The organism is Achromobacter animicus (assembly GCF_040775605.1).
Taxonomy (GTDB): domain Bacteria; phylum Pseudomonadota; class Gammaproteobacteria; order Burkholderiales; family Burkholderiaceae_B; genus Achromobacter; species Achromobacter animicus.
The window spans coordinates 4,714,150-4,731,503 of the sequence record NZ_JAYGJK010000001.1; the positions used below are offsets into that span (position 1 = coordinate 4,714,150).

Consider the following 17,354-nt stretch of genomic DNA (forward strand, 5'->3'; position numbering starts at 1 on the left):
CGCATCAGGCCTCGGGCGGAACCTTCATGTCGCGCGCGACCTGCGTCTGGCGGGCGCGGAACGCCACCAGCTTTGCGTGCAGGCCGGCATCGGTGCCCGCCAGCGTGGCGATCACGTGCAGCGCGGCGTTGGCGGCGCCGGCTTCGCCGATGGCAAAGGTGGCCACCGGCACGCCCTTGGGCATCTGCACGATGGACAGCAGCGAGTCTTCGCCGCGCAGGTATTTGGAGGGGACCGGCACGCCGAACACCGGCACTTCGGTCAGGGCAGCCATCATGCCCGGCAGGTGCGCCGCGCCGCCGGCGCCGGCGATGATGCCGCGCAAGCCGCGCTGGTGCGCCGCGGCGCCGTACTCGGCCATGTCCTGCGGCATGCGGTGCGCGGAGATGACGCGCGCCTCGTAGGCCACGCCGAAATCCTCCAGCATCGTCACCGCGTGCTTCATGACCTCCCAATCGCTGGAAGATCCCATAATCACGCCCACCACGGGGGAGGCTTGCGCCGCTGCGGAAGTCTGGTCTGTCATAACCGGTGTCTAGTAGTTGAGACACGGCGCACGCGCCGCGAAATGTCGGGGGACCGCGGGACCGGCCCGCGAAACCCGCTATTTTACCCGGCGCTGAAGACTGCTACGGCAACGTGGCGCTTTTCAGCCAAAGGTAGCTGACCGGATCGTCCGGGCACGGCCCGAAACCGCACTGCAGCGTGGTGCTGCCGGCATTGGCCAGGGCGACGACGAAAAACAGGGCCATGACCACCATGCCCAGCATCGAGACGGGCTTTTTGAGCATGCTGTCGCCCCACTTGCGGTCCACGCACAGCATGACGACGCAGAACACGATGATCGCCGTGAAGGCGACGAACGCCCAGGTATAGAAGTGCACGCCCAGAAAGGGCGTGCCGTAGCCCGCGTCGCCGGGGGCAATGTGCAGCAGCACCTGGCGTCCCGCGGCCAGCATCCCGGCCAGCGCGCCGGCAACGCTCATTGCATAGTGCATCGGCGACGGGCCCAGCCGCAGGTTCAAGAGGAAACCCACACCCGCAAGGATCAGCGCCACGCGCTGCAGCAGGCATAACGGGCACGGCAATTCGTCGTAGGCGAATTGCCAGGCGAAGGCCATGCAGAGGATGCCGGTGACCCCGAGCAGCGCCAGGGCATTGAGGATGCGCGAGCCGCGCGCCGGATTGCTGGAGAAGATCATTGCCGCCGCTTCACAGGGACAACGCCAGCGGGCTGGTCATATGGTATTTGCACCAGGCGGCAAAGATGGCCAGGGTCAGCAGCCAGAAGGTCACGCACGGACGGCGCCGGCCCACGAGTCCAAACCACACTGCCAGCGTCCCAGTCACAAAGGGCAGCATCATCACCATGCGGCGCTCCTTATCTCGGAAATCCCGTATCAAGCAGCGGACGAGTATAGCGTAACAATCCGAAATAATTTCGCGCTGAAAATGCGGGTTTGCCCGTGGGGTGCGTCAGCCTGCGGCGCCACGTCGAGACCCGCCGGCGAAAAAAAACCGCTCGGACGACGAGCGGCTTTTTTGGTGTGGACACGATCAGGCGATCAGGCGGTCCAGGGCTTCGCGGTACTTCGCGGCCGTCTTTTCCAGCACTTCCTGCGGCAGGCGCGGCGCGGGCGGGGTCTTGTCCCACGTTTGCGTCTCGAGCCAGTCGCGCACGAACTGCTTGTCGAACGACGGGGGGCTGATGCCGACGCGGTAACCGTCGGCGGGCCAGAAGCGCGACGAATCGGGCGTCAGCACTTCGTCCATCAGGTGCAGCGTGCCGTTGTCGTCCAGGCCGAACTCGAACTTGGTGTCGGCGATGATGATGCCCTTGGTGGCGGCAAAGGCGGCGGCTTCGGCGTACAGCTTGAGCGTCACGTCGCGGATGCGCTCGGCCATTTCCTGGCCGACTTCCTTGACCACGTGCGCGAAGTCCACGTTCTCGTCGTGCATGCCGAACTCGGCCTTGGCGGCGGGCGTGAAGATGGGCTCGGGCAGCTTGCTGGCCTGTTGCAGGCCGGCCGGCAGCTTGATGCCGCACACCGCGCCGGTGGCCTGGTAGTCCTTCCAGCCCGACCCGATCAGGTAGCCGCGGGCAACCGCTTCCACCAGGATGGGCTTCAGACGCTTGACCACCACGGCGCGGCCGCGCACCTGATCCACTTCGTCGGGCGCCACCACGTCTTCGGGCTTCACGCCGGTCGAGTGGTTGGGCAGGATGTGCGACAGCTTCTGCAACCAGAATTCGGTCAGTTCGGTCAGCACCTGTCCCTTGCCGGGAATGGGGTCGTCAAGGATAACGTCAAATGCGGAGATGCGATCCGACGCGACGATCAGCAACTTGTCGTCGCCGACCGCGTACATATCGCGCACCTTGCCGCGTCCCAGCAGCGGCAGGGACTTGATGCTGGATTCATGCAAAGCAGAAGTCACGGGAATGGCCTATGGCAAAAATGAACATTCCCGCCGCGGGCAGGCGCCAGGGCGGGAAGGGAAACGAAATCGGGCACCAGGCGGAGGCGGCGCCGGACGGCAGCTTCCGCAAAGCGCATAGATTACTGCAAATAAGTTCGTCTTGCCGCCGCTCCGGGCGCGGGGTAGGCTTTCTTTCCCATCCATGATTCGCGCCGGCCGCCTCGAGCGTCACGGCGCAACACCGCCCGGAGACAAAGCCGTATGCAGGATGCTTCCCCCAAACGCATGCCCCACGCCGACGCGCAGGTCCACATGACAGGCGGCTGCCAGTGCGGCGCCATCCGCTACGCACTCACCGACGAGCCCATCACCGCCGCCACCTGTCACTGCCGCGACTGCCAGTACTCCAGCGGCGGCGCGCCGGCCCACGCCCTGATCTTTCCCGCGGGCGCCGTCACGCTGCTGCGCGGACAACCCAAGGAACACCGCTACCAGGGCGACTCCGGCCACACCGTCATGCGCAGCTTCTGTGCGGCGTGTGGCACGCCGCTGTTCGGCAATTCGGAAGGCATGGGCTACGAAGTCGTGCGCGCAGGGTCGCTGGATGACCCCGAAGCGTTTCATTCCAAGGCAAACCTGTGGACGGACTCGGCGCCGTCGTGGCATCACGTGGACCGGACGGTGCCGAGCTTCGGGAAGAATTCGCCGGCGTAGGACGCGCGTCCGTCATGGCCGCAAAAACAAAAAGAGCTGGCCCGCGAGGACCAGCTCTTTTTCTGCCTGCGCCGCCTTCACAAGAAGGCGGCATGGGCGAGGACCTTATTGCACCACTTGCGACAGCTTGCCCGAGGCGTACTGCGCGGCGATTTCGGTCAGCGGCTGCGGCTTGATCTTGCTGGCGTTGCCGGCGGTGCCGAATTCCGTGTAGCGAGCGACACAGATCGCCTTGGCGGCGGCGCGGGCGGGCTTGAGGTATTCGCGCGGGTCGAATTTCTCGGGGTTCTCGGCGAAGAAGCGGCGGATCGCGCCGGTCATGGCCAGACGGATATCGGTGTCGATATTGATCTTGCGCACGCCGTACTTGATGGCTTCCTGGATTTCCTCGACGGGCACGCCGTAGGTTTCCTTCATGTTGCCGCCGAATTCACGGATCTCGGCCAGCAGTTCCTGCGGCACGCTGGAGCTGCCGTGCATCACCAGGTGGGTGTTGGGCAGGCGGGCGTGGATTTCCTTGATGCGGGAGATCGACAGGATGTCGCCGGTGGGCTTGCGCGTGAACTTGTAGGCGCCGTGGCTGGTGCCGATGGCGATCGCCAGGGCGTCCAGTTGCGTGCGGCGCACGAAGTCGGCGGCTTGTTCCGGGTCGGTCAGCAGCTGATCCATGGTCAGCTTGCCGTCGGCGCCGTGGCCGTCTTCCTTGTCGCCTTCCATGGTTTCCAGGGAACCCAGGCAGCCGAGTTCGCCTTCGACGGTCACGCCCAGCTTGTGTGCGATGTCCACGACCTTCTTGGTGACTTCGACGTTGTAGTCGTAGTCGGCGATGGTCTTGCCGTCTTCTTTCAGCGAGCCGTCCATCATGACGCTGGAGAAGCCCAGGTCGATGGCGCCCTGGCAGATCTTGGGCGATTGGCCGTGATCCTGGTGCATGACCACGGGGATGTGCGGGTAGGACTCAACGGCGGCCTGGATCAGATACTTCAGGAAGCCTTCGCCCGCGTATTTGCGCGCGCCGGCCGAGGCCTGCATGATCACCGGGCTGTCGGTCTCCGCCGCGGCTTCCATGATGGCCTGGACCTGTTCCAGGTTGTTGACGTTGAAAGCCGGAATGCCGTAGCCGTGCTCGGCGGCGTGGTCGAGCAACTGGCGCATGGAGACTAGGGCCATGAGTGGTCCTCCTTAGGTACTGTCTATTGAGAGATGGTTGAAGCCTTGCTGAATGGCGTGATTTTACGGGGGAATCGAAGAAAGGTCTTGCAACGGCCGGTATCCTATCCATTCAGGTGAAACCGGACGCCCTAGCCCGGCTGATATCCGCCTTGCGGCCCAGCCCATGCGGCCCACGGCCGCGGCGCCCTTGCCCTGCTTTCCCCCGCTTGTGGCCTAGGGCCTGCCCGCGTGCGGCACATCCACCCGGGTCATCAGGATGCGGGCCTGCGGCTTGGCGCGCCGGTTGGCTTCCACGAAATCCGGCGCGGCCGCCATGAAAAGCGTTTTGCCGTCCGGTCCGCCCAGCGCGGCCGCGAAGATGCCGAATTCGCCGGTGTCGATCTGCTCGAGAATCCGTCCGCCACGTTCAACGCGCACGATGCGCTTGCCGATGGCGTCGCCCACCCACAACGCGCCCTCTTCGTCCAGCGCGCCGCCGTCCGGCGCAATCTTGGACGCCGCGATCACGGCGGTCAGGTCGTCGGTTTCAGGCAGCTCGCCGAAATTGGCCCAGTCGCGGCGCGGCCCCAGCACGCCGTTGGGCTCGATGTCGAACTCGGAAATGCGGTTGGCGAAGGTCTCGTTGACGATCAGGGTCTTGCCGTCGGGCGTGATGAACGAGCCGTTGGGAAAGCACAGGCCGTCCGCCACCACCTGCGCCACACCGTCCGGATCCACGCGCACCAGAGTCGTCGTGCGCACGGGTTCGCCCGCCATGATGTCGAATCCGAAATTGCCCACGTAGGCGCGGCCTTGCGCGTCCACCACCATGTCATTGATATGGCCGCCGGTCAGCGCGGACAGGTCGGCATGCACCGACAACGTGCCGTCCGCCTCGCGCCGCAGCACCTTGCGGTCTTTCATGGACGAGATCAGCAGGCGGCCGTCGGGCAGCCAACCCAGTCCCGACGGTTGCTGCGGGACCAGACAGACGCGGTCCACCGCCCCCTGGAGCGTCACGGTGATGACCTGCCCCGTGTAGAAGTCCGAGGCCCACAGGCGGTTTTCGTGCCAGCGCAGCCCTTCCAGATAGGTGTAGCCGGAAGCCAGTACGGACAATTCGCGATTCGGCATTGCTTTGTCTCCTTTGTCGCCCCGCGCGGGGCTGGTTCCCAGGTGGCGCCCGGCCTTCCTGACGAGGCCGGAAGGGGCATTCTGGCACGGCTGATCCGTCCCCGAACTGACAACTGGCTGTCAGGTTCACGGCGTTAACATCGCGCCCCAAGGGTTAACCCGAGCAGCACCTGGACCCTGGCATGTCCGTCACCGGACCGTCTGCCCCGCCTCATGCCGGCGGGCCTGGCCCTCTGGGCCAAGCGGCGGCTCCCCGTTATCCCGTTTTCAAATGAACACTAAGAAGCTGACGCGTTATATCGGCATCGCCATGGTGCTGGGCATCGTGGTGGGCTATGTCTGCAACAAGTTCGCGCAGACCCCGGAAGAGGCGAAGCAGATCGCCTCGTACTTCAGCCTGATCACCGACATCTTCCTGCGCATGATCAAGATGATCATCGCTCCGCTCGTGTTCGCCACCCTGGTGACCGGCCTGGCCAGCATGAGCGACGCCAGCGCGGTGGGCCGCATCGGCATGCGCGCCATGATCTGGTTCATCGCCGCCTCGGCGATTTCTCTGCTGCTGGGCCTGGCGCTGGTCAACATCTTCCAGCCCGGCGCGCACATGAACCTGGCGATTCCGGACGCGGGCGTGACTTCGGGCCTGAAGACGGGCGATTTCACGCTGAAGGCGTTCATCGCGCACGTGTTCCCCAAGAGCATTGCAGAAGCGATGGCCAACAACGAGATCCTGCAGATCCTGGTGTTCTCGCTGTTCTTCGGCGCGGCGCTGTCGTTCATCCGTGGCAAGGGCCACAACACGATCTACAACATGATCGATGAACTGGCCAAGATCATGTTCCGCGTGACCGACTATGTGATGCGCTTTGCGCCGCTGGGCGTGTTTGCCGCCATGGCCGCCGCCATCACGACCGAAGGCCTGGGCGTGCTGGTCAGTTACGGCAAGCTGATCGGCGAGTTCTACCTGGGTCTGGCGCTGCTGTGGGCCATTCTGTTCGGCGTCGGCTACCTGTTCCTGGGCAAGTCCACGTTCCGCCTGGGCGGCCTCATCAAGGAACCGACCTTGCTGGCGTTCTCGACCGCGAGCAGCGAATCGGCCTATCCGAAGACGATCGAGGCGCTGTCGCGGTTTGGCGTGTCCAAGCGCATCTCGGGCTTCGTGCTGCCGCTGGGCTATTCGTTCAACCTGGACGGCTCGATGATGTATCAGTCGTTCGCGGTGCTGTTCATCGCGCAGGCCTACAACATCGACATGAGCTTCACGCAGCAACTGACCCTGCTGCTGGTGCTGATGGTGACCAGCAAGGGCATGGCTGGCGTGGCGCGCGCCTCGCTGGTCGTGGTGGCCGCGACGCTGCCGATGTTCCATCTGCCGGAAGCCGGCCTGCTGCTCATCATGGGCATCGACCAGTTCTTCGACATGGGCCGCACCGCCACGAACGTGGTCGGCAATAGCCTGGCCACGGCCGTGATCGCCAAGCTGGAAGGCAAGGAAGAAGGCAGCGAAGAAGGCAACGATGATGCCGCGTCCGCGCAGGCTTCGAACGAGGCGCCGCCCAGCCGGCCCGCCAGCCAGAACGCATAAGTGAAACGGGCCGCTAAGGCCCGTTTTACATGGGAGGCGCCCGCTTGACCGGCGCGGGCGGCCGGGCGCAACATAAAGGCCCATTTCGACCACGTACCGGCGCGGCGCGCATGGGCGCCGCGTCTGGCCCGCACACCATGAATCTTCTGTCTACCCGGGCGGCCGCGGCCGCCGCGCTTGCCGCCGGCCTTTTTGCGGCGGTACCCGCCGCGCATGGCTGGACCCGCATTTCGTGCGACCTTGCCGGCACCGTCGCCACGTTTCCCACCACCTTCCGCCAATTCCGCACCGACGGCACGGAACTGACACAGGTGCTGTTCAAGCTGAAGGTGAAGGCTGCCGACATACCGGACGGCGAGCGAGCCGACACCGACTGCGCCGAATTCGTGAACAAGGACGTCGACGTGGTGCTGGAGAACGTGGCCGCGCGCAACATTATGCGCGGCAAGGCCTTGAAGGTGCGCTACAAGTACGACGAATCGCTGGGGCAGACGCTGGCGACCAAATACGAACTGGCGCGCTGAGCCTGCCCCCGGTGTCCTGACCGCGGTATCAGTCGCGCGGTATCAGTCATTAACCGAGCAGGACACGGGCGCGCCGTCTTCGAATTCCACGTCGTAGGTGTGCACAGGATCCCAGGGCAGCGTGAACCACAGCTCGTAGCCATCGCCGTCTTCGTCGAACAGCCACAGCGCGCGCAGCACGGCTTTTTCGGCCATGGCTTCGGCGGTTTCTTCGGCCAGGAGCTGGTCGTCTTCGATGCCCAGTTTTTTGTAGTGCTCGTACGAATAGTTGTCGAGGAGGAACTCGGCCGCGGCAAGAATCTGTTCGTCCAGGTTGTCAATGATGGCCTTGACCACCTTGGAGGCGCCGGCAAGGGGCTCTTCGCCGTCGGTCTGGATCATGACGTGAATGGGGGGCCGACCCTCTCCGGCGGGGACGTTTTCCGCCGCCCACAGATCGGGTTCTTCGAGGTCCTGGGTGAAATTGAATCGTGCCATCGGGGGCTCCGTAAATTGAAACGGCAAGCCGGAAAAGGCAGCGGCTTGCCCTAGGCCGTGAGACCTTTCAGCCATTTAACCAGATGCCGGCTCCTGCGTCTGTGGCGGGAAGCGACGTTTTTGCGCCTAGGACATGCGCACGTCTTGCCAGACCGGCGCGGGGCAAGGCGCGGACCGCCCCTCGCGTTATCTGCCCTCGACTCCCGCCTGCGCAGGCGCCGCCGCATTCGCGCACAGGTCCAGCAGAATGTCGGAAAACTGCGATTCCGCCGTCAGCGCCTGTTCCCGCTTGCGCCGGATCAGGTTGATAGGCGGCAGCTCCCAGCCGAAATCCCACGGCACCATGCCCAGCCTGCCGCGCTGGCACAGTTCGCGCGCGATGTCCTCGGGCACCACCGAGATCGACGATTCGTTCAGCGACAGGATGCCCTCGATCACGTCCGTGGAGTAGGCCTCCAGCACCGGCGACGGCGGCTGCAGCCCGGCGCGGATGAAATGCTCCACGATCAATTGCCGCGTCGGCGTGTTGGCCGCCGGCAGCACCCAGTCCAGGGCGGCGACGGCAGCCCAGTCCGGCTTGCGCCGCGCCAGCCGCTGGGCCAGCCTGCCATGCGCTATAAGACGGGGCCGCTGGCGATACAGCACGCGATGCATCAGGTCTTCGTGCATCACCGTGGACGTGGCGCGGCTGACGATGCAGTCCAGTTCGTGCTGGCGCAGCATCGGCACCAGGTGATCCGTCGTGGCGCGGTGCAGGCTCAGCGTCACGCCGTGGCGCTGATGCAGGCGGCTGATGGCGGCGGTCAGCAAGGCGCTGGACACGTACGGCACCACCCCCACGTGCAGATGCGCCGACCGTCCGGCATGCAGCGCCTCGACCTCCCGCTCCCACAGATCCAGGTCACTGAGCATGTGCCGCGCGCGCACCAGCGCCAGATTGCCCAGGGCGGTCGGCTGCAACCCGCTGCCCGTACGCAGGAACAGCGGCGCGCCAAAAATGTCCTCCATTTCGGCCAGCGCCTTGGTGACCGCAGGTTGGCTGATGCCGGTCTGCGCGGCGACCCGCGTCAGCGATTTATGGCGGTCGATGTTGACCAGCAGCGTCAGATGACGGTGCTTGAGTCGGTTGGCAAGACGGACGGCATCCGGGCTCATGGCAGTTTTCTCTATAACCACTTGGTTATGCAATTATGCCCACAAAGATAAAACCAGTTATTTCAGGACCCTATACTGCTTGCATCCTTTTCTGCCTTGCGGACCCGCCCGATGAATCCCTCCTTCACCACCCGACCTGAAATACGCGGCACGTTCGGCGTGGTGTCGTCCACGCACTGGCTGGCGTCGCAAGTGGCCATGAGCGTGCTGGAACGGGGCGGCAATGCCTACGACGCCGCCGTGGCAGGCGGTTTCGTCCTGCAGATCGTCGAGCCGCACCTGAACGGGCCGGGCGGCGAAGTCCCCATCCTGTTCTGGAGCGAGCGCGAGCAACGCATGCGCGCGCTGTGCGGACAGGGCCCGGCGCCCGCGCTGGCGACGCCGGCGTACTTTCGCAAGATGGGGCTGGACCTGGTGCCGGGAATCGGCCTGCTGCCCGCGACGGTGCCCGGCGCGTTCGGCGCCTGGCTGACCCTGCTGCGCGACTACGGCACGTGGGAGCTGGCCGACGTGCTGCAACCGGCCATCGGCTATGCGCGCGACGGTTTTCCGCTGGTGCCGCGGATCTCGCAGGCGATTCTGGCGGTGCAGGCGCTGTTCCGCGACGAATGGAAGAGCTCGGGCGACGTCTGGCTGCCGGGCGGCCGGGTGCCCGCCCCCGACGCGCTGTTCCGCACGCCCGCCATCGCAACCACCTACACCCGCATCCTGGATGAAGCGCACGCCGCCAGCACCGACCGGCGCGGCCGCATCGACGCCGCGCTGGACCTCTGGTATCGCGGTTTCGTGGCCGACGCCATCGACAGCTTCTATACGAACGAGGCCGTGCTCGACACCACGGGGCAGCGCAACCCCGGGCTGCTGCGCAAATCGGACCTGGCCGGCTGGCGCGCCACGTACGACGAACCGCTGACCACGCAATATGGCCGCTACACGGTGGCCAAATGCGGTGTGTGGTCGCAAGGGCCGGTGCACCTGCAACAGCTTGCGCTGCTGCGCCATCTGGACGTCGACAAACTGGACCCGCTGTCGCCGCAGTTCGTGCACCGCGTCGCCGAGGCCGCCAAGCTGGCATTCGCCGACCGCACCGCCTGGTATGGCGATCCCGATCACGTCCAGGTGCCGCTCGCGGCCCTGCTCAGCGACGACTATGCGCGAGCGCGCGCCGCCGGCATCGGCGAACGCGCCTCGGCCACGCTGCAGCCCGGCAGTCCCGGCGGACTTGCGCCGCGCCTGCCCGACCTGGATGCCGCGATCCGCACGCTGGCCGCGTCGGACACGCGCTACGGCGTGGGCGAACCGACCTTTGCCGCGTTGCCGCCCGTCTCGGAGTGGGCGACGCGCGAGCTGTTCGTGGGCGACACCTGCCAGATCGACGTCATCGACCGCGACGGCAACATGGTGGCCGCCACACCATCGGGCGGCTGGCTGTCGTCCAGCCCCGTCGTGCCCGAGCTGGGCTTTTCGCTGACGACCCGTCTGCAGATGACCTGGCTGGACGACGGCGTGCCGGGCCAGTTGCAGCCGGGCAAGCGTCCCTGCACCACCCTGTCGCCCGGCCTGGCGCTGCGCGACGGGCTGCCGTACATGGCATTCGGCACGCCCGGCGGCGACCAGCAGGACCAATGGACCGTCGCATTCTTTCTGCGCCATGCCATGGGCATGAACCTGCAAGCAGCCATCGACGCGCCGTCCTGGCACATTGATCACTTTCCCGGCTCGTTCTGGCCGCGTTCGCAGACGCTGAACCGGCTGACGGTGGAATCGCGCATGCCCGCCGCCACGCTGGACGCGCTGCGCGCCGCCGGCCACGACGTCAAGGTCGGGCCGGACTGGTCCGAAGGCCGCATCAGCGCCTGCACGCGCGAGCCGGCCGCGGGCGGACAGATGCTGCTGCGCGCGGCGGCCAATCCCCGCGGAATGCAGGGATACGCCGTCGGCCGCTGAATCGATTTTCATACGACCGGCTCTCAGAAGCCGGACACAACGCAAGGGGTAAACACCATGACACTGCACTTCAAACGACTGCTGCGCACGTTCGCGCTGGGCCTGGCGATGGCCGCGCCCGCCCTATCGCACGCCGCCTGGCCCGAAAAGCCCATCACGCTGGTCGTGCCGTGGGCCGCCGGCGGCTCCACCGACATCCTGGCGCGCGTGCTGTCCGAAGGCTTGACGCAATCGCTGGGCCAGCCGGTCATTGTCGAGAACCGCTCGGGCGCATCGGGCAATATCGGCACCGCCTTCGTCGCGCGCGCCAAGCCGGACGGCTACACGCTGCTGGTGGGCTCGATGAGCACGCACACGATGAACCAGGCGCTCTATTCCAACATGCCGTTCGACGGCGTGAAGGACTTCACGCCCATCGCCGAGCTGGCCCTTGTGACCAACACGATGGTGGTGCATCCATCGGTGCCGGCATCCAACCTGAAGGAATTCATCGCGTACGCGAAGGCCAATCCCGACACCGTAGCGTATGCCTCGGCGGGCCAGGGCTCGACCAACCACCTGAGCGCGGTGCTCTTCGAAAAGGCCGCCGGCGTGAAGATGATGCACATCCCCTATCGCGGCGGTGCGCCTGCGGTTCTGGATACGGTGGCGGGCCGCACGCAGGTGCTGTTCAGCGCCGGCACGCAGACGCTGCCGCACGTGCAGTCGGGCAAGCTCAAGCTGCTGGCCGTCACCGAGGAACAACGCTCGCCGCTGCTGCCCGACGTGCCCACCGTGGCCGAAACGCTGCCGGGGTATGAGCTGGCGGTCTGGTACGGCGCGTTCGGTCCGGCCGGCATGCCGCCGGAACTGGCTGCCAGGCTGAACCGCGAGATCAACGTGATCCTCAAGCGGCCCGACGTCATCAAGAAAATGGGCGACATGGGCGTGCTGCTGACCGAAACCACGCCCGAGCAGTTCGGCCAGATCCTGGCGCGCGATGCCGACAAGTACGGCAAGCTGATCAAAGAACTGGGAATCACGGCGGAATGACGGACGCATCTCCCAGCCCGGCGCTGGCCGGCGTGCAGGCCATCGCCCGCGCCTACGCGGACGGCCAGCCGGCCGCCGCCTTTCAGGCAATCGACGACTATGCGCGCCTGCACCTGGCGCACGCGTTGTGCACCGTGAATCGCTACGATGCCGACGCCATGCGCGTGGTGCGCCTGTACAGTTCGAACCCGCAGGCTTACCCGCCGGGCGGCAGCAAGGACAAGACCGGCACGGCATGGGGCCGGCACGTGTTGCTGGAACAGCGGGTGTTCGTGGGCGAGGGAGAGGCGGCCATCCGCGAATTCTTCAACGACCACGATGCGATCCGCAGCCTGGGACTGCAATCGGTCATCAACGTGCCGGTCGCGTATGACGGCGTGTGCCTGGGTACGGTCAACTTCCTGATGCCACGCCCGGCGGTGTCGGACGACGACATTCACGCGGCGCGCGTGGCGGGTCTGCTGGCGCTGCCGGCGTTCCAGGCGCTGCAACGGGCGGCGTGAAGGAGGAGGCGCAGATGCCGTGAACGTTACGGTATCTGCCGCCGACGCCCGCCGTCGGAAACTTCCGCCGTCGGCAACTCCCGCCGCGGGAATGCCCGCCACGGCAATCGCACGCCACGGCAATCGCACGCCGCGGGAAAGGCCCGCCCCGGGAAAGGCCCGCCCCGGCAACGATCTGAAAGACATCTGTCACAAATGCCGAAGTCGCGGGACGGCGCCGCAGGTATATTGGACCTATTTCCCCCATTGCCTGGCGCTCATCATGATCAAAGGTTCCTGCCTCTGCGGCCGCGTTGCCTACGAGATCAACGGTCCGCTCACCGATGCCCTCAACTGCCATTGCGTGATGTGCCGCAAGACGCACGGCGCGGCCTTCCGCAGCCGAGCGACGGTCCAGTCGAAGGATTTCGCCTGGACGCAGGGCGAGGACCACGTGACCTGGTACGCGTCGTCGCCCGGCAATTACCGGGGATTCTGCGAGGCTTGCGGCACGCCGCTGCTCAGCCGCTTTGACCAGACGCCCGACGTCTACGGCCTGCCGCTCGGCGCGCTGGACGACGATCCGGGCGTCAAGCCCGAGGCGCATTACCACGTCGCCAGCAAGGCGCCGTGGTACGACATCACGGACGCGCTGCCCCAGCACCCCGGCGCCATGGACGAAGCCCCGGAGCACGAGCCGCAGGTATCGCCGCTGACCTTTTCGCACGGAAGATGAACCCACGTCCGGCTCCGGACTTCACAGGAGACTGATATGAGCGACTACGGCGTCGTACTGGACCCGACCACCTTGCAATTCACGCGCAGGCTGCCTGCGAGCGTGCAGGAGGTGTGGGCCTGGCTGACGGAATCCGACAAGCGCGGCCAGTGGCTGGCATTCGGCGACATGGACCTGATGGAGGGCGGCGGCGTCACCCTGCGGTTCCTGCATGCCGACCTGTCCTCCGTGCGCGAACCGACGCCCGAGGCCTACAAGCCCTACGAGGAAGGCCTGACCACGCAGGGCCTGATCACCCGGTGTGAACCGCCGCACGTGCTCAGTTACACCTGGGGCGGCTCGGCGGGCGCCCCGTCGGAAGTTACCTTCGAGGTGTCCCCTGAAGACGACGGCGCGCGGCTGGTGCTCACGCATCGCAAGCTCGCCACGCGCGATGACATGGTGGACGTGGCGGGCGGTTGGCACACCCACTTGAACGTGCTGGCGGCCCGTCTGGCCGGACGCGATCCGGGCCCCTTCTGGTCGGCCAACGCAGCCTGGGAAGCGGAATACCAGCGCCGCATCCCGCGCCGATAGAGTCGTTCAAGCGCAACTATCGCGGCCGAATCCGGGATAAAAGCTGGCTAAACCGCCGGCTTTGCAGTAACATAAACCCGTGATTTTTCCGCAAAAACCGGACTTCGGTCATCCTGCGTGCCAACCTGTAGCGCCCAAGAAAGGGCGCTACTGAATGAACGTCAGCGACGCGAACGAGATCCGGTTTTTTATTGGGGCCGCCCCAGTTGGGTGCACCCCGTCATTGCCCAGAACGCCGCTGCAGTCCCCGTGGCGCCCGGCGTTGCCGCAGACTCGGCAACCCCGCTTCATCCGGCAAGGTGCCCGCAGCACCCCCGCCGCGACCACCGCGCGCATCGCGCGCAATTACCTCAGGGCGCGAGTATCCGCCATTTCAGACATCCGCCCGGATGCCGTGGCCCATACCCACGCTTGCCCGAACGTTTTTTTGCGTTCAAACCGCTGGACCGGTTTATCCGAGTCCGACGCGCTTGCCGCCTTGCGCGGCGCGACATGCCGCAGGCATGCCTGCGCGTTTTGATCAAGGAGTAGAAGATGGCTAAAGAAGAACTCATCGAATTGGATGGCATCGTTGACGAAGTGCTGCCCGATAGCCGCTACCGCGTCAAACTGGACAACGGCATCGAAGTCGGCGCCTACGCGTCGGGCCGTATCCGCAAGCACCGCATCCGCATCCTCGCGGGCGATCGCGTCACCCTGGAAATGTCACCGTACGACCTGACCAAGGGCCGTATCAATTTCCGCCACAAGGACGAGCGCGCCCCCACGATGCAGCGTCCCCAGCACCACCGCCGCTAAGCCGGCCGCCCGGGCCGGCTTCTTGCCGGCGCCCGGCCCCCTCTTTTCGCGGATCCTTAAGCAGGATTCGCGCACTGCCGTAATGCGTGGATCGCCTGTTCATGAAAGAATGGCGCTCCTCGCCTGGCGCAACGCCAGGCCGGATACGCACGAAGCACGATGGACCTGAAAGAAGAATTGCAAGCCGCCGCAGACCAGCTTGCCCTCTCGCGAAGACGTTTCGCAAAGGGCGAGGAAGGGCTGCGCCTGCTGCGCCAGTCGCGCGAGGCGTTCATCAACAGCCTGCGCAATACCGGCCTGACCTACGCCGAAGCCAAGACCAAGTACGACAACTGCCTGGATGACCAGGAAGCCGGTCAGCGCAACGTGCAACAGCAGATGGAATACGCCGAGCGCATGCACCAGTATGTGCTCAAGCGCATCGCGCTCGAGGCCGAGAAGGCCTGAGCTTCGCCGCTCCGTCAGCGCGGCACTCGTCAGAACTTGAACGCGTCAAACCTTGAACGCGTCAAAGCCCATACGCGTCAGGGCTTGAACGCCCCGATGAAGATCGCCGGATCGATGCGCGCATCGTTCAGGCTGACGTTCCAGTGCAGGTGCGGCCCCGTCGCCCGCCCGGTCGCCCCCACCTTGCCCACCACGCCGCCGCGCGGCACCTCGTCGCCGACCTTCACGGAGATGGCCGACATGTGGCAGAACATGCTGACAAAACCCTGGCCATGGTCCAGGAACACCGTCTTGCCATTGAAGAAATAATCCCCCACCAGCACCACCACCCCGGCCGCCGGCGCCTTGATGGGCGTACCGGCCGGCACGGCGAAATCCAGGCCCGAATGCGGATTGCGTTCCTGGCCGTTGAAGAAGCGGCGCAGGCCAAAGGGGCTGGACAGGCGACCGCCGTCGACCGGACGATCCAGGATCAGGTTGCTGGGCGTGACGCCCGCGCGAAAGCCGCGGTAGGCCTCGACCTGTTCGGCCAGTTCCCGCTCAATGCGCTTGAGGTCGTCCGGATTCGGATCCACCTGACGCCGGTTCTTGAGCGTGATGTGCTGCGCCACGTAATCCTTGGCGCCGACCGTGAACGCCACCTGACGCGTGCCGCCGCCGTCCTTGACCTGCACCTGTTCCTGGCCAGGCTTGACGGTAAGCGGAATGCCGACCACGGCGATCCACTGCTTGCCCGCTTCCCGCACCACCAGCACGGGCCGGTCCAGGTAGGTGACCTGGGGCGCGGCCGCGCCGTCGCCCAGGCTCAGCACGGCCACGCCGCCCGGCACGCGGGCGTCGAGCTTGCGGGTGATGTAACTGGCCTGCTGCGCCCGCGCGGGCCAGGCCAGGCACAGGGCAGCGGCGGCCAGCCCGGCGCGCAGGACGTCGCGGCGGTCAACTATGACGTTTACAGGCACAGGTTGGCCGGTTCAATGATGGTCTGGTCGCGGCGGGCAATGCGCGTCGACAGCCTCGCCTCGGTCTTGCCCTTCCAGTGCGTCGTCGTCAGGACGGCCTCGACGCCCAGGCTGCCGTGCAGAACGAGCTCGTACCCGTTGCGCACCGGCTTCTGTTCGAAGTTCACGTCCAGTCCCTTCCAGGCGTCCGCCACGCATTGCGTGTAGTCCTGGGCGGTGCGCTGCGTGGATCCGTAGAACACGGGATCGCGGTCGCGGACGTCTTTGACATTGGCGCAGGCCGTCAGGGCAGCCAGGGCGGTAAGGGACAGGATGGTACGAACCTTCATGACGATGAAAACTCTCGGTCAGCAGGGGTTGATCGGGGCGGCCAACTATACCGCACGGTCTTGGCGGGGCGAGGCCCCGCCATGGTGTGCCGCGACGGCCAGCCACCGCGCAAGGCAATGCAGCGTTGTCGCCCGCGCTACGCTTGCGCGGGCCGCCGGGCGGACTTGGGGCGGAAGGCCGCGATGACCTCGGGGCGCGTTTCGGCGTACGGCCCGCCGATGAGGTCGATGCAATACGGAATGGCAGCGAAGATGCCGGGCACCAGCACGGCGCCGTCGTCGCCCTTGAGTCCTTCCAGTGTCTCGCGGATGGACTTGGGCTGGCCCGGCAGGTTCACGATCAGGGCAGCATGGCCGTCCGTTTCGCGGATGACTGCCACCTGCCGCGACAGGATGGCCGTGGGCACGAAACGCAGGCTGATCTGGCGCATCTGCTCGCCAAAGCCCGGCATTTCCTTGGTGCCGACCGCCAGCGTGGCCTCGGGCGTGACGTCGCGCCGGGCGGGGCCGGTGCCGCCGGTCGTCAGGACGAGGTCGCAGCCGCAGCCGTCGACCAGTTCGATCAGGGTCTCGGAGATGCGGGCGGGCTCGTCGGGAATCAGCCGCTCAACCGCCTGCCACGGCGACACCAGCGCGCCGCCCAGCCATTCGCGCAGCGCGGGCAGCCCCTGATCCTGATAGGCGCCAGTGGAGGCGCGGTCGGAAACGGACACCAGCCCTACGATGAGTTCGTCGGGGTGGCTGCGGGCGATACGGGCAAGGTCGGTCATGGCGAAAGGGGATATCCGGCGGTGAAGCGCCGCGACGGCGGCGGCAGGCGGTGCGGCGGGCCAGGGGTCCCGGACGGCCGCGCGACATCGATGCTATCGCATTCTGTTGGGCGGCA

General features: G+C 66.0%; 21 protein-coding genes. 10 read left to right on the forward strand and 11 right to left on the reverse strand.

Annotated elements, in window-relative coordinates; all coding sequences use genetic code 11:
* Window positions 1–4: 4 nt before the first annotated feature.
* From purE to AB3147_RS21575, 4 genes are all read right to left on the reverse strand, one after another.
* Window positions 5–526 (reverse strand): 5-(carboxyamino)imidazole ribonucleotide mutase, encoded by a 522-nt coding sequence (gene purE, locus AB3147_RS21560; RefSeq protein WP_175125876.1) that lies wholly within the window; start codon window positions 524–526, stop codon window positions 5–7.
* Between the two features lie 103 nt (window positions 527–629).
* Complete coding sequence (locus AB3147_RS21565; RefSeq protein ID WP_367352924.1) at window positions 630–1,202, reverse strand: disulfide bond formation protein B; 573 nt, start codon at window positions 1,200–1,202, stop codon at window positions 630–632.
* Window positions 1,203–1,212: 10 nt separating this feature from the next.
* The gene (locus AB3147_RS21570; protein ID WP_175138208.1) at window positions 1,213–1,371 is read right to left on the reverse strand and encodes a DUF5993 family protein; all 159 of its coding nucleotides are present in this window, start codon (window positions 1,369–1,371) and stop codon (window positions 1,213–1,215) included.
* A 186-nt stretch (window positions 1,372–1,557) separates the two neighbouring features.
* Entirely contained in the window at window positions 1,558–2,439 is an 882-nt protein-coding gene (locus tag AB3147_RS21575; RefSeq protein WP_175125873.1) for a phosphoribosylaminoimidazolesuccinocarboxamide synthase, read from the reverse strand.
* A gap of 243 nt (window positions 2,440–2,682) precedes the next feature.
* Here AB3147_RS21575 and AB3147_RS21580 point away from each other — a divergent pair, with 243 nt between their 5' ends.
* A complete protein-coding gene (locus AB3147_RS21580; RefSeq protein ID WP_367352925.1) occupies window positions 2,683–3,135 on the forward strand; it encodes a GFA family protein in 453 nt (150 codons plus the stop codon).
* A 105-nt stretch (window positions 3,136–3,240) separates the two neighbouring features.
* Here the strand turns inward: AB3147_RS21580 and fba are convergent, their stop codons facing one another.
* Both fba and AB3147_RS21590 read right to left on the reverse strand, forming a co-directional pair.
* Entirely contained in the window at window positions 3,241–4,305 is a 1,065-nt protein-coding gene (gene fba, locus AB3147_RS21585; protein ID WP_239215970.1) for a class II fructose-bisphosphate aldolase, read from the reverse strand.
* Between the two features lie 216 nt (window positions 4,306–4,521).
* Entirely contained in the window at window positions 4,522–5,421 is a 900-nt protein-coding gene (locus AB3147_RS21590) for an SMP-30/gluconolactonase/LRE family protein (RefSeq protein WP_175125871.1), read from the reverse strand.
* A 271-nt stretch (window positions 5,422–5,692) separates the two neighbouring features.
* Between AB3147_RS21590 and AB3147_RS21595 the strand changes: the two genes are divergently transcribed.
* Entirely contained in the window at window positions 5,693–7,006 is a 1,314-nt protein-coding gene (locus tag AB3147_RS21595) for a dicarboxylate/amino acid:cation symporter (protein WP_343738599.1), read from the forward strand.
* A gap of 137 nt (window positions 7,007–7,143) precedes the next feature.
* Complete coding sequence (locus AB3147_RS21600; protein ID WP_367352926.1) at window positions 7,144–7,530, forward strand: hypothetical protein; 387 nt, start codon at window positions 7,144–7,146, stop codon at window positions 7,528–7,530.
* Window positions 7,531–7,572: 42 nt separating this feature from the next.
* Here AB3147_RS21600 and AB3147_RS21605 read toward each other — a convergent pair whose 3' ends face one another.
* Entirely contained in the window at window positions 7,573–8,007 is a 435-nt protein-coding gene (locus tag AB3147_RS21605) for a hypothetical protein (RefSeq protein ID WP_175125868.1), read from the reverse strand.
* 186 nt (window positions 8,008–8,193) lie between these two features.
* A complete protein-coding gene (locus AB3147_RS21610) occupies window positions 8,194–9,162 on the reverse strand; it encodes a LysR family transcriptional regulator (RefSeq protein ID WP_343738601.1) in 969 nt (322 codons plus the stop codon).
* Between the two features lie 111 nt (window positions 9,163–9,273).
* Between AB3147_RS21610 and AB3147_RS21615 the strand changes: the two genes are divergently transcribed.
* From AB3147_RS21615 to AB3147_RS21645, 7 genes are all read left to right on the forward strand, one after another.
* Entirely contained in the window at window positions 9,274–11,109 is a 1,836-nt protein-coding gene (locus tag AB3147_RS21615; RefSeq protein ID WP_367352927.1) for a gamma-glutamyltransferase family protein, read from the forward strand.
* A gap of 57 nt (window positions 11,110–11,166) precedes the next feature.
* Window positions 11,167–12,141 carry a Bug family tripartite tricarboxylate transporter substrate binding protein gene (locus tag AB3147_RS21620; protein ID WP_175125865.1) on the forward strand — a complete coding sequence of 325 codons (975 nt, stop codon included), beginning with the start codon at window positions 11,167–11,169 and terminating at the stop codon, window positions 12,139–12,141.
* Window positions 12,138–12,644: a GAF domain-containing protein gene (locus tag AB3147_RS21625; RefSeq protein ID WP_286898019.1), complete on the forward strand. Its 507-nt coding sequence runs from the start codon at window positions 12,138–12,140 to the stop codon at window positions 12,642–12,644. The genes AB3147_RS21620 and AB3147_RS21625 overlap by 4 nt, the downstream gene beginning before the upstream one ends.
* Window positions 12,645–12,906: 262 nt before the next feature.
* A complete protein-coding gene (locus AB3147_RS21630) occupies window positions 12,907–13,359 on the forward strand; it encodes a GFA family protein (RefSeq protein WP_191575995.1) in 453 nt (150 codons plus the stop codon).
* Between the two features lie 36 nt (window positions 13,360–13,395).
* Entirely contained in the window at window positions 13,396–13,935 is a 540-nt protein-coding gene (locus tag AB3147_RS21635; RefSeq protein WP_175125862.1) for an SRPBCC family protein, read from the forward strand.
* Between the two features lie 534 nt (window positions 13,936–14,469).
* Complete coding sequence (gene infA / locus AB3147_RS21640; protein WP_056570934.1) at window positions 14,470–14,733, forward strand: translation initiation factor IF-1; 264 nt, start codon at window positions 14,470–14,472, stop codon at window positions 14,731–14,733.
* 159 nt (window positions 14,734–14,892) lie between these two features.
* Window positions 14,893–15,180, forward strand: coding sequence for a hypothetical protein (locus AB3147_RS21645; protein ID WP_175125861.1), 288 nt, complete (start codon window positions 14,893–14,895; stop codon window positions 15,178–15,180).
* A gap of 77 nt (window positions 15,181–15,257) precedes the next feature.
* Here the strand turns inward: AB3147_RS21645 and AB3147_RS21650 are convergent, their stop codons facing one another.
* From AB3147_RS21650 to mog, 3 genes are all read right to left on the reverse strand, one after another.
* The gene (locus AB3147_RS21650; protein ID WP_438861030.1) at window positions 15,258–16,124 is read right to left on the reverse strand and encodes a peptidoglycan DD-metalloendopeptidase family protein; all 867 of its coding nucleotides are present in this window, start codon (window positions 16,122–16,124) and stop codon (window positions 15,258–15,260) included.
* Between the two features lie 5 nt (window positions 16,125–16,129).
* Window positions 16,130–16,468: a hypothetical protein gene (locus tag AB3147_RS21655; protein WP_279975375.1), complete on the reverse strand. Its 339-nt coding sequence runs from the start codon at window positions 16,466–16,468 to the stop codon at window positions 16,130–16,132.
* Window positions 16,469–16,605: 137 nt separating this feature from the next.
* On the reverse strand, window positions 16,606–17,238 hold the full coding sequence (mog, locus tag AB3147_RS21660) for a molybdopterin adenylyltransferase (protein ID WP_218343135.1): 633 nt from the start codon (window positions 17,236–17,238) through the stop codon (window positions 16,606–16,608).
* Between the last annotated feature and the right edge of the window lie 116 nt (window positions 17,239–17,354).